This is a genomic window from Methanospirillum sp., assembly GCF_035560735.1.
In the GTDB taxonomy this organism is placed as follows: domain Archaea; phylum Halobacteriota; class Methanomicrobia; order Methanomicrobiales; family Methanospirillaceae; genus Methanospirillum.
Genome location: NZ_DATMYY010000268.1, coordinates 1 through 12,974, shown reverse-complemented (window position 1 = coordinate 12,974; position 12,974 = coordinate 1). Strand labels below are relative to the sequence as shown.

Genomic DNA, 12,974 nt, shown 5'->3' with positions numbered 1-12,974 from the left:
CCCATATACCCAATTTCACTATAGAGATTCCTGTCAAAACCTATATTGTCCTTCCGAAGAGATCTCGCTTCCATGAAAAAGGTGGAAGCCTTCGTCAGAGCTGAGAAGATTACTGATGTGAGAAATGCCATGAAAGCCATGGGTCATGGCTCTATGATCAACTACGACATATGGTACCGCGGGACGTCAAAAGAGATCAACCAGTATAATGTTGAATCGCTCTATGATTTCATGCCAAAAGTTAAGATCGAGATGGTAGTTGACGATCATATTGTGGAGGAGATTGTAAACATACTCTGTGAGAGTGCATTTACTGGAAATATCGGAGATGGGAAGATATTCATCATCCCGGTAGAAGAAGCCATCAGAATTCAAACCAGAGAAAACGGGGATATGATCCTCTGAACTCCTCTACCCCTTTCAAAAATTCTGGTGCCATCCCTTATGACATCAGGTCACCAAACAGATATACCAGGACCGGACCGCTTATGATCGAAGGAGATCTATTCGCACGACCAATTAATGTTTCAATATACTATACTGAACTACTTTCCAAAAAGGTAACAACCAACGGAAAAAGAATAGGAAGAATCCGGGATCTGCTCATAATCGAAACACTGCGGTGTCCGGAAGTAACCCACTTTGTCGTTCAAAGAGCAGGAAAAAAACCTCTCTTTGTACCTTGGGAAAAAATCATCTCAATTCATAATTCAACAATAGAGATTGCCCCCGAATCATCGAATGCTTTTGAACTTGAACCTGAATCTGATAAGATACCACTACAACAGTTCATTCTGAACAAAAAGGTAATAGATCTTGAAGATCACGAGATCAGGCTGGTAAATGATATCAACCTTATCATCAACATGTTCAACAAACTCCTTGTATTTGAGGTTGATTTCAGCAAGATGGGATATCTTCGCAGGTACAGGCTTAGATGGCTGGCTGAGTTTATACAGGGCGGCAGGGATGAAGAGCGGACGCTGGTTCCCTGGACGGATATCCAGCTCCTTCCTCCGGCAACAGGCGAAGAAAAGCGGCGATTCAATATCAAGTCTCTGAAAGATAAATTATCCCGGATGCATCCGGTTGATATTGCCGAGATCATTGAGGATATGGACCAGGAACAGCGTGCAGTGGTCTTTTCTGAACTTGACACAAGCACCGCATCTGATGCTCTTGAAGAGATTGCTCCACCCATTCAGCGTGAGATCGTTTCAGTGCTCAGCCGTGAGAAGGCGGTTGCTGTAATAGATGAGATGACACCGGGTCAGGCTGCTGACATACTTGAAGGGATTCCATTTACCGATGCCAGGGATATCCTGGACACAATGACTCCCGATAGGGCCAAGAAGGTTCGATCCATCCTTGAAAAATCTGAAGAGAACATCCTCGATTATACCACAACCAGATTCATTATGCTTCCGCCTGAGGCTGAAGTAGGAAAAGTCAGGGATGAATACGCCCATCTGGCACGGGATAAAGATGTCATCATGTATCTCTACATCGTGGATGATTCAGACATCCTGCGGGGGATTGTTGATATCAAAGAACTGCTTCAGGCAGAGGACGATGCTGCCCTCATTGACATCATGGTATATGAGATGATCACTCTTACCACCGAAAGCACGCTCAAAGACGCAGCAGAGGAATTTACCAGGTACGATTTCCGTGCTCTGCCGGTAATAGACCCGGACGGAAAGATCATCGGAGTGGTCCCATACCGCGATATCATGAAACTCAGACATCATCCGGTTGAATAAAAAACCAAAGAGATCAGGAAATCTTCCTGCACCCGGGAGCGATTATCACACTCCTCCCATGACTTCGTTTTTCAACGGTTATTCTGGCAGAAATGCGTTCCTTGATTGCAGGAACATGCGAGATGATTCCTATCAGTTTCCCTTCCTGATGGAGCCCAGATAGAACCCCGAGTGCAATATCCAGAGCCTCATCATCAAGGGTGCCGAATCCTTCATCAAGAAAGAGCGAATCAACTCTGACATTTTTACTAACCATTCCCGAAAGACCAAGTGCCAGAGAGAGACTTACAAGAAAACTCTCACCACCGGAGAGGTTCTTTGTACTCCTGTGATCCCCTGCCTGCCAGGTGTCAATGACTGCTAGATTGAGAGGAACTTGTGGGTCTGGTCTGAGCAGGTACCGATCAGTCATCATCTGAAGATGCCGGTTTGCCTGAGTTATCAGAATCTGAAATGTAAGCCCCTGTGCAAAGACCCTGAACTTTTTCCCGTCTGCAGAACCGATGAGAGTGTGCAGACGCTCCCATTTTTCAAGTTCCCGCTTCTGTGCCACTATCAAAGAGAGACTGCCAGCGATCTGATCGCGTTTTCTCCGATCATCGTCAATCCGGACAACAATCCTGGCAATCGCTTCCTGAAGTGTATCACGAAGACGGACAGCCTCCTGAAAGGATTCATCAGGACTTTGAGTTCCTGCATCTTCATATCCGGCTGCTTCAGTCTCTGCCTCAAAAAGAGCCTTTCTCCTATCATTCTGCAGGGCAGTAAGCTTGGTTTCTTCCTTTTCAAATCCTGATATCATTGCTTCCAGAGCCGAGAGGTCAGAGGCAGAAAGAAGTGAGGAATCAAACGAATCTTCATCAGGGAAGCCAGAACTATGTATCGCCTGAATGAATGAGTCAGTCCGGGCTTTGACTTCTCTTCTTATCTCATCAAGAGAGAGAGTAAGTGATTGTATCTGCCCTGCAATTGTATCACATTCTCCCCGTTTTTGCTCTGCCACCTTCCGGGCAGACTCAAAAACTTCCCCACATGCTCGAACCGCTCGTAGCAGATGCTCTTCTTCAGTTTGAGGGTTTTTATCACCATAGAGAGTATTGCGTTCATTCTGGATGTCAGAAAGAGCCTTCTTCTTTTTCTGAAGATCTTCCGATGCAAAAGCAATCTCATCATCGATTACAGAAATAGAATTTCCTTTCTCTGCTATCCTGCCATCAAGATCAGCAATCAGGGGAATTGCAGCCTTGATCTGTTCATCATTTTTCTGATACACATCACGTCTTTCTGAGAGAAGAGAGGTGATCTCTCTCACAGAATCAGGGGTGATGTCAGGTATCTGAAATGGTGATAGAGAATCCTTGAGATCTTCATGAAGAGCAGAAAGGGAACTCTCACTCTCATCCTTTGCAGACTGCAGGCGACTTATTTCTGCTTCAGCACTGTTACATGCAAATAGCGCATCCTGTAGAGATTTCTGAACTGATGAATGATGATCTTTTGCAGAATTATAGTCCAGTTCCAGAGTTCGAACCTTCTTATCACATTCATCATATCCGGATATCTGCTCCAGGACTCTGGATAGAATTTCTTCTGTATTCAACCGGGTATTTTGCACAAGTTCATTTCGGTCTTTGGGATCGACTACAAGATCAAGTTCTTGAGCACCTGCTGCCCAGGATTTCATTTCATCAGAGATCAGGTTCGATAACCGGATCTGTTCCTGTTGGTTTGAGGCGATTTCGCTGGTTACTGAAGCAATAGAAACATCATGATCACGAACTACATTAACAATCTCTGTAAGTTGCTTTCTGGCTATAGTGAGCCCGGACTCATCTTTGTCAATATCAGGAATTTCACCTGCACTATATGGATGATCTCGTGATCCACAGAGTGGGCAGGGGTCACCATTTTTCAGGTGGACACGGTGATCAGTGAGATCCCTGATGATGAGGGCTCTTCGGAAGGCTTTCTCTTCAGACTCAACAAGATTCTCCTGTCGGATCTGGTGGAGGACAAGATCAGCTTTGAGTCGTTCATGCTCCTTTTTTGATGCTTCTAACTCAACAGCAGCGGTAGTGAGTATCTTCAGATCTGCCCGGTGTCCATCTTCTGATGAGAGCACCTCCTGCAATCTCTTCAGGAGCTCTATCCGGTTCCGGAGCTCTATCTCACTTTTTCTGATATCACCGATAAAAGAGCCCTGAAGGAGAATATCTGCCTGTTTTCGCAGATCAGAGATCTCATCTTTTTTATCAGAAAGGTTTCTCTCACCATCAAGGACGGTCCTTTTTGCCTCTTCATGGCTGGCCCTGGCGTGAAGGAGAGCTTTTTTGGCCTTTTCAAGAGAAACAATCAAATCATTGAGATCTTTGTCGTTCTTCTGCCAGGCTGAAAGCCTTTCACTAATACCTGAACAGGCACTAATCAGCAGTGCATCCCCACTATGTTCAGTGAGGTATGAGGTAGCTCTCTCTTTTTGTGCCTCAAGATCCAGCCTTTCTGCTTGAAGTCGCTCAAGATCAGTAAAGAGTTCAGTGCGACGTCGATTCTTTTCGTCAACATTTCCGGACGCTGATTTAAAAGATTCTGATGCACTTTCTATTCTGGCATCAAGTTCACGCACCTGCAGTATGATCGGACGCTGCTCATCAAATTCAGCCTGTGCCTTCTGGCAGGCCTGCTTTACATCCCTAACTGCTTCTTCTGCAATACGCCGGGCTTCAAGCAGAGTGGTACATCGTGCCTGAAGATCCTCAATATTCTTTGATTGTTGTTTTTCCCGGGATCGAAGATCAGAAAGGGATCGCCATGCTGCCTCATGAACTGCAGCTCTCTGTCCCATGGCAAGACGATGGATATCAGGGGCAGCCTCCTGCCTTCGGAATGTCAGTGCATTCTGCTGCTCTTCAATCTTCCTAATTTCAGATTGTAATGTTTTTACCCTCTGAATCAGGTCAAGATGCGCCTGAAGGAATGTAATCTTCGTCTGTATTCCGGATAGTGCAATCTCTTTCTCTGATTTTTCTGTCGTTAATGCCCTGGTCTCTTCTGGAGTAAGAAGAGTAATTGCTCCTGCCTGATCCTCCAGACGCTGAAGACTCTCACGTTCCTTACTGGTCCGCTCATGAACCCGGATAGAGATATCACTATAGATACCAGTCCCTGTAATCTGCTCAAGAATCGGGGCACGGTCATCAGGCTTTGCATCAAGAAATGCTGCAAATCCACCCTGCGCTAGAAGCATCGATCTGGTGAACTGGTGAAAGTCCATCCCGGTCACCTCCCTGACCTTTGTAGCCACCTCTTTTATTTTTGTTGAGATGACTTTGCCACTTCTCGCATCAGTTATCTCGTGATCAGGAGACTGAAGTTTTCCTCCAGGTTTCTTTCCTGCACGATTCTGGTGCCAGAAACATCTGAAGATTCCATGAGAGGACTCAAACGTAACTTCAGCCAAGCATTCACCGGTATGCCGGGTCATGATCTCATTGGTTGTTGCCGAAATACTTGCAAGCCGGGGAGTTTGTCCATAGAGAGCAAGGCAGATTGCATCAAGAATCGTGGTCTTGCCCGAGCCGGTCGGGCCGGTTATGGCAAATATCCCAGAGGATGTAAAGGTAGGGTCCTGCAGATCAATTTCCCACTCACCCGCAAGAGAATTGAGATTTTTAAACCTGACCGTGAGAATTCTCATGACAAACCTCCAGTAGATCCTGTATGATCACCGGGCATGCTAATCTCCTTCCTGAATTTCAGCTAGGACTTCATGGTACGCAGCGATCAATTCTTCCCGATTTTCTTCAGGCTCATTTGCCTCATCAAGACAGCGTTTGAATACCTCATCCGGACTTAGCTCCTCAAGTGATTCCTGATCATGAGAACTGGTGATTGTCCCGGTATCCGGATCAATGAGCTTTACCTTGAGCACCTCGATCGCAGATCCCTCAGCAATGCGGTAGAGTTCATCCCTCACAGATGGCCCGGCTCCGGTATCCTCGAGGAGGATTTCAAGCCAGGCAGGTCTGCCGGAAAAGATCAATTCACCTAGTTTATCCCTGATATAATTAGCGTCACCATGAATCTGCACCAGATCCCTGAACCGAGGGACGATCACCGGTGTTACATATACCGGCATTTCAGGGCTGATATCAACAATAAGAACCTCTTTGCACCGATCAGACTCACCAAACCCCATCATAAATGGTGAACCCGAGTATCGGCGAGAGGGCTCCCCACCCACGATCTGGGGCTGGTGCAGGTGACCGAGTGCAAGATAATCTATGCAGGCAGGAAAGGCAGAAGTGCTGACTTGCATGAGATTTCCAACAGCCAGATCACGTACCCCGTCATCAGCAACTGTGCATCCTCCTGCCGCAAACAAATGACCGGTCGCCAGGATAGGCAGATTTTTACCAAGGCGTTCCCGATGCAGCTCTGCAATCCCGCAGACCTGCGTATAATGATTTCCAATACCTGCAAGAAGCCGGCATCTTTTCTCTTCAATGCTCTCACCAGCCTCTGCTGTCCTGATATCACGATCACGAAGAAAAGGAACTGCACAAACCACAAGGTCGGGTTCATTATCAATATTCGTAAAGATGAAAACCTCATCTTCTGCTGCTAATGGTATCGAACCAACAACATGAATGTCCAAAGCTGAAAGCAATTCTTGAGGGGCTGTCAGCAAGGTCGGAGAATCATGGTTCCCGGCAGTAATCAGAATATGACGGCAGCATGTTTTTCCAGCCCTCCCCAAAAACCGGTAATAGAGTTCAAGTGCCCGGTTTGAAGGTGTTCCTGAATCAAATATATCACCTGCAACGATGAGGGTTTCAATGCATTCGCGATCAATTATGCTAATAAGCCAGTTAAGGAATGCCTCTTCTTCATCGTATCGTTTTTTTCCGGCAAGCGAGGAACCAAGGTGCCAGTCAGAAGTATGGAGAACCCTCATGCTACCGGTTCTTTCCGTTTCGTTGAAGATTTAATTTTTGAGGGATTACCTGGCTTGATCCGAGAATCTTTGCCCTTCACGAGACCGAGCTTTCTCATGTCTTTCACCAGGCTGTCAACATACTCAGGGGAGAGACCAAACCTGTCCTGCACATGACCCTGGCCATCCTGTGTCGCTATCTCATCAACAAAGAGGAGTCTGAGATCCTCAAGAGAAGATTCTCCTGCATCAAAGAGCTGGTCGATAAGTTCCTGGGTGATACGAAGGCGGGACATACATCGTTCGGTGATACTGAGAAGTGACCTCGGATCAACACCATTCTCTGACAGAAACATAACAAATGCCTCAATATCCTCTAAAAGAAGGATTTCAGGGCCGATAAGTACCACGTGATCCATTTCACCCCTGAAATGTCTGATGCAGGTAACATGATACCGGTCGCACACCTCTTCTTCAGGCGGGAATGGATAATCAAACGGGATGTACAGGGTAACACTCCCAGGTCCGGGTAGGGTGGTAAGAACAAACCCCTGCTGGGTGATCTCACACAGGTGATTTGAGATGAGAGTGCGGACAGTTGCTAATTCTCGTGCAAACTCTTCAAGAGTACTGTCATTTTCGGGTGTGGTTTTCAGAAACACACTCTGAAAAATATGTGAGCCGATGATATCACCGGGCTCGTGCTCGTCCAGAATCTGTGAGACTGCATGTTGTTCAATATGGAGAGCCTCAAGTGTATTCTTCCAGACAGAGGAATCGAACTCTTTTGAATATCCATCGGTATCTTCACCACCAGCCCCATGCTCCTTGTGCTTCTCCTGGCAGACAGTTAAGAATGCCTTGAGATCCTCATACCGCCCTGCAAGAATGAGTGCGACTGTCATCCTTGGTTCAGTAGTGATCCTGGCAGGTATCCCCTCTTTTTTAAGGTAACGGACGATCTCTTTTGCCACATTCTCGGATTCCACCGGTATCCGTTCCTCAAGTACCATTTACGATCAATCTGTCTTTTACATGCATAACTCCTCCGAAAGGAGCCTGAAAAAAATGGGAAAAAGAGTAGATGCCTTCGCTACTTCACCATGCAGGAATCATGAAGAGTCAGGATCTTCTGACTTCATCTGCATGGCCCACCTGGCAGCAACCTTGGCTGCCCGTGGATATAATTCCGCAATCACAGCGCCCAGGCTGGCATCACCAAGAGGAACCGGGCATTTTCCTAGCTGATCATATAGGGCTTTTTTCATACCCTGTTCATCCAGAATGCTGGAAACAGGGCATATATCAGGCAGCGGAGCTCCCATGCAATAATATGAGTCTGAAGATCCTGAGTTTAAAACTAAAACCTCAGGTTTATCAGATACCTCTGGCTGCACCGAACGTGCTTCCCGCAGCCCGGAGAGGACCTCTTCTTTTGTTTTTCCAAGAAGCAGAAAGAGCAGGAAGGGATCCTTGTCGATGTTTTCTGCAAGAAGGAAATATATCGCCGCTTCATGTTTGCATGGGCTTCCCCGGTCAGGACAATTGCACCCTTTACTCTTGGGATCCACCTTGGGAAAAAGGGAGAGTCGTTCCTTAGCAAGCCGCCGTTCCATCGCTTCTGGAACCGAACCTGCCATCAACCGTGCCGCAAACGATGCTTCGTCAGAGATGAGGGCTCGCATCTTCTTCCAGGATTCATCAGAAATCGGGAGAAACCGTATACGGACCGCATATATGTACGAACCAGAAACCTTGGCCTCAACAGAGCATGGCGAAGCCTCTATCCACTGTACCTGACCGTTGCGGGCATAGGATTTGCCAGCATTGAGCCTGATGTAGTCATTGGATTTCAGCATTACTTCAAGGAATTTTCGGCCCCACCAGGTATCTCCTACTGATCCTCGTTGTGAGGAAAGGATCGGAGTCAGGGGAATCGGGGCTGTATGAAGCGGCATCAGTACTCCTCAAACACAGCATCACGCAGGGTAATCACATCCATCAATTCTTTAGTAGAGAGCGAGGTCAGCCAGTCCTCCCCACTTGAAAGTATCTCGGTAGCAAGACCGCGTTTTCCAGCAAGAACATCATCAATCCGTTCTTCAAGCGTACCTGCAGCGACCATGAGATGAACCTGGACATCACGGATCTGACCAATCCTGAACGCCCGGTCAGTTGCCTGATCTTCGACAGCCGGGTTCCACCATCTGTCAACATGAAAGACATGGTTTGCCCGGGTAAGGTTCAGGCCTGTTCCACCTGCCTTGAGTGATATCACGAAAAATTTCGGCCCGTCAGGTTTCATGAAACGTGCGATCATATCCTCCCTGGTATGACGCCGTGTCCGCCCGGTGAGAAGAAGAACAGGAGAATGGAAATGCTCCTCAATTGCTCCCTGAAGGAGGGTTGCAAATGAGGCAAACTGGGTGAAGATAATTGCAGCATCTCCCTCATCTGACACTTCCTCCAGCATCTCAATCAGGCGTCTGACCTTTCCAGACCTGAATGATCCGGTCACCCCGTCATGGGTATATAGAGACGGATGATCTGCAATCTGTTTAAGTTTTGTAAGAGCTGCGAGGATCATACCACGACGGGCAATACCGGTGAGCTTTTCTGCAGCCTGTTTCACATCGTTTACAATCGCCTGATACAGGGTAACCTGTTCTCTGGTGAGGGTAACAAAGACCCGCGACTCCATCTTTTCCGGAAGATCCCTGATGATATTTTTGTCTGTCTTCAGACGGCGAAGCATGAATGGGCGGATCAGACGGCGAAGTTCTTCAGCTTTTTCCTGGCTGCCATCCTTTTCGATAGGAACAGCATACCCGGTCCTGAACTGTTGTGTAGAACCAAGGTACCCGGGATTTAAAAACTGCATGATAGACCAGAGTTCACTAAGTCGGTTCTCAACCGGAGTTCCGGTCAGGGCAATCCGGTGATCTGCCTGGAAGAGAAAGATAGACCGGCTCTGTTTTGTCCTGGGATTCTTTACATTCTGGGCTTCATCAAGGATGAGACTGTTCCACCTGATAGCAGTGATAAGATCTGAATCACGGGACGCCAGGGGGTAAGTCGTGATGACAAGGTCATGAGCAGAAGCCATATCTGAAAAACCCGACTTCTCCCTCCCGGTTCCATGATGAATATAAACAGAGAGAGAAGGGGAGAACCGGTGCAACTCCCGTTCCCAATTGCCTGCAACCGAGGTTGGACAAATAAGGAGAGAAGGACCTGAACATCCGGCATCTTTACGGGCAAGAAGGTAAGCAATGGTCTGGGGTGTCTTTCCAAGTCCCATGTCATCGGCAAGACATACACCAAGTCCTCGATCTGCTCCGGCAAGAAGGAAGGAAAACCCACTCACCTGATAGGGTCTAAGTACCCCGACAAACGATGAGGGAATCTCCTGCTCATGCAGGGCTGCCCCGCCCTTTGCACTCATAACAAGATCCTGGCTCCAGGAATCATCGCCGATAACCTCGATAAACGATTCTTCATCATCTGCAAGGGCTGTGAGCCTTAACAGATCAACTGCCGGGAGTGTCTCTCCTGCATATGCATCCTGAAGCCGCCTGAGGTTTTTCTCAAGGTCGCCTGCCTGACAGACCATCCACCCATCCCCGGTTCTGATGATGGAATTTTTGAGATCAGTTCTTTGGAGGAACTCTTCAGGAGTCAGGATCTCATCGCCAAGAGCAACCTCATAGTCAAACCTGACAACAGTCTCAAGTCCAAAACAGGTAACTGCACTTGGATCTCTGCTCACCCTGATCCTGATTACAGGTTTTGATTTCCGCTCTGCCCACCATGAAGGGACAATTGTCTCGATACCGATCTCTTTTAGCAACGGTACATCATGGGTCATGAATGTCCAGAGGTCAGGAGTACTCAGGGTAAATCCTCCCGGAGCAGGACTGCTCAGAGAGAGGAGAATTGAATTCGAAACCGCTGAACCCCGACCCAGTTCCTGCAGGAGGGTCTCTTCGAGGATACGCAGGGATGGGAGCGTTTCTGAAAGAATATCACCACCAGACCATATCTCTGCAGCAGGAATGAGACAGGTCAGATCATCAACAGGTCTCAACTCGTAGGTGATCAACCATGATACACGCTCTTTTTCAGGTTCATGAACCCGGAGCACGAGACCCATCTTTGCAAGTATTTTATTGTCTGTGGGTTTTTGCATCCAGGAGATAAGTCTCTTGCCATCCCCGTGCTCAGCCGGGATCAGAGAGTCAAGCCCGAGAAGTGAACTCTGGCCGGTAAGGCTCAGGTAGAAGATCAGAGGAATGGTCTGCTGAATCATAACTGCAGGTGTCAGATGGAGGTCTACCGGCTGGCGGACCAGTGCTTCATAGATTGTCCTCCTGACCAGCGATGTGAGAAAGGTATAGACCGTAGCCTGGGCCTGATATTCATGAAGTGACGGGTCATGAGCTCCAAACCCGGTAGCCGGCACACAAAATGGAGGGATTGCAGTATGAAATGCCCGTATCATTTCATGTTCAGATTCAACGGGATGAAGATCCCAGAGTACATGGAATCCCGATCTGCCGTTCATCCGATATGCAGGAAGATAATGCCCGGACGCGATCAGACAAAGACCTCCTTGAGTCACCGATGCCCAGTACTTTAGTGACTCAGCCATTACACATAAATCGCCAGTAAGGCTTTTGATGCCTGTAATAACCTGAGGAAGGTACTCAAGAGGAAACCTAATAGCAGGCACTGACCATTCGGAAAAACCGATTGCGCGGGGAGCTTCAAGACCTTTCTTGAGATAATATTCTGGTGAACAAACCAGGGTTTTTCCCATTTCCCGGGAGGGAAGGGAGAGATTACATGTGGTCTCCTCAAACCGGGAAGGGAGAACCTTCCAGCGTTCAAGGCACAGAGATAGATCTGCAGATGAGAGACCAAAGGGATGGAGAGGGAATGTGGGCTTTTCGCCTTTCCTTCCCCGCTTGAGGGCAGGACTCTTCTCCAGGTTTATTGTTGTATCCTCTGCAAAGAGAATGAATTGATCGGGAACAACCGGGGAGTAAAGCCCATGCAGGATGATCATGCGGGCTTATACATCGGAGTTGAAAAGGATGAGTGTTTGGATACCCATCCTCATCGTGTTACTATTAATCTGGCTAATAGAATCGGTGATCAAATAAAGTTCTCACCGTTTTCTGCCCATCATCACCTCTTGGGTGACAACGAGGCCATGCTCAACCAGCCCTTCTATTTCTTCAGCAATACCGAGAATCCGCTCCTTTGAATCAACCACATCAATAACCACCGGTAGATCAAACGAGAAATTCAACACATCAATGGAATGGATCGTATGTTCATGCCCATATCCCACCATTCCACGAAATACTGTACACCCGGGAAAACCACGTTCATGAAAAAGGTCTACAAGATGTTTGTATGCCGGTTTTTTCCCAATTCGCGCAGACTCTGCAATATATACACGCAATAACATTCCTTCAGATAACATTAGACACCACTCCCTAGACCGGTAATTACCAGATATCCGGCGCAGACTCCACCCAGACTTCCCAGGAGATTTATAAGGATATTACCTGTCATGACCAGATAATTCTGCTCTTCAAACATCCTGAATGTCTCAAATGAGAAGGTAGAAAAAGTGGTAAATCCCCCGAGCACACCCACATCAACGAAATAGTAGAGATCTCCGGGAGAGCGGGAGAATGCAACCAGTGAGAAGAACAAACTTCCCAGAATGTTTACGAATGCAGTTCCAAGAGGAATACCCCTTACCGTGGCTATTTTAGAGAACTCAAATCTGCATAACGAGCCTGCCGCACCGCCAAGCCCCACAAGAATCAGGTGATCCATGCTGACCCTCTTGGATTTGTAACCATAACCCGGCCGATAAATACTCCGGTAAGTCCTAACAGAATATTGGCCAGGATATTCAGGACTCCAATAACCGGTCCGGCTGAAAAACTCTGATATGCAAAGGCCGAAAAGGTAGTAAAGGATCCAATTACCCCAACACCAAAAAAAAGGCGCGATTTTCTATCAAATGCTCCAAAAAAGATAGAACTATACATCAGGATACTAATCGCGATACATCCGAGAACATTTACAACCAATGTCCCGGGGAGTGAAGGAATATAGTCATTAATCTGGTACCGCCCGACAGCTCCGCAGAATCCGCCGATACAGACCAGTGCTTCATCAAAAAGTGAAATGTTCATATCATACACCGGCTGCGGGAGCCTGAAAGGTGATTATTCCTTCAGTACAGAGATGAGTGA

At 47.4% G+C, this 12,974-nt stretch carries 10 protein-coding genes; 2 read left to right on the top strand and 8 right to left on the bottom strand.

Features of this window, described 5'->3' with window-relative positions; all coding sequences use genetic code 11:
* Positions 1-72 precede the first annotated feature (72 nt).
* Positions 73-405, top strand: coding sequence for a P-II family nitrogen regulator (locus VN429_RS07560; protein ID WP_109969265.1), 333 nt, complete (start codon positions 73-75; stop codon positions 403-405).
* Between the two features lie 83 nt (positions 406-488).
* Positions 489-1,763: a magnesium transporter MgtE N-terminal domain-containing protein gene (locus VN429_RS07555; RefSeq protein ID WP_325631634.1), complete on the top strand. Its 1,275-nt coding sequence runs from the start codon at positions 489-491 to the stop codon at positions 1,761-1,763.
* A 13-nt stretch (positions 1,764-1,776) separates the two neighbouring features.
* On the opposite strand, the gene VN429_RS07550 is transcribed toward VN429_RS07555, so the two are convergent.
* From VN429_RS07550 to crcB, 8 genes are all read right to left on the bottom strand, one after another.
* Positions 1,777-5,457 (bottom strand): AAA family ATPase, encoded by a 3,681-nt coding sequence (locus VN429_RS07550; protein WP_325631631.1) that lies wholly within the window; start codon positions 5,455-5,457, stop codon positions 1,777-1,779.
* A gap of 39 nt (positions 5,458-5,496) precedes the next feature.
* Positions 5,497-6,717: an exonuclease SbcCD subunit D C-terminal domain-containing protein gene (locus VN429_RS07545; protein ID WP_325631629.1), complete on the bottom strand. Its 1,221-nt coding sequence runs from the start codon at positions 6,715-6,717 to the stop codon at positions 5,497-5,499.
* Positions 6,714-7,709: a hypothetical protein gene (locus VN429_RS07540; RefSeq protein WP_325631625.1), complete on the bottom strand. Its 996-nt coding sequence runs from the start codon at positions 7,707-7,709 to the stop codon at positions 6,714-6,716. Before VN429_RS07540 ends, VN429_RS07545 begins: the two co-directional genes overlap by 4 nt.
* A gap of 99 nt (positions 7,710-7,808) precedes the next feature.
* Entirely contained in the window at positions 7,809-8,654 is an 846-nt protein-coding gene (locus tag VN429_RS07535; protein WP_325631623.1) for an SWIM zinc finger family protein, read from the bottom strand.
* On the bottom strand, positions 8,654-11,764 hold the full coding sequence (locus tag VN429_RS07530) for a DEAD/DEAH box helicase (RefSeq protein ID WP_325631621.1): 3,111 nt from the start codon (positions 11,762-11,764) through the stop codon (positions 8,654-8,656). Before VN429_RS07530 ends, VN429_RS07535 begins: the two co-directional genes overlap by 1 nt.
* A gap of 102 nt (positions 11,765-11,866) precedes the next feature.
* Entirely contained in the window at positions 11,867-12,172 is a 306-nt protein-coding gene (locus VN429_RS07525; protein ID WP_325631619.1) for a DUF190 domain-containing protein, read from the bottom strand.
* A gap of 14 nt (positions 12,173-12,186) precedes the next feature.
* Complete coding sequence (locus tag VN429_RS07520) at positions 12,187-12,549, bottom strand: fluoride efflux transporter FluC (protein ID WP_325631618.1); 363 nt, start codon at positions 12,547-12,549, stop codon at positions 12,187-12,189.
* Positions 12,537-12,914 (bottom strand): fluoride efflux transporter CrcB, encoded by a 378-nt coding sequence (crcB, locus tag VN429_RS07515; protein WP_325631617.1) that lies wholly within the window; start codon positions 12,912-12,914, stop codon positions 12,537-12,539. The genes VN429_RS07520 and crcB overlap by 13 nt, the downstream gene beginning before the upstream one ends.
* Positions 12,915-12,974 lie beyond the last annotated feature (60 nt).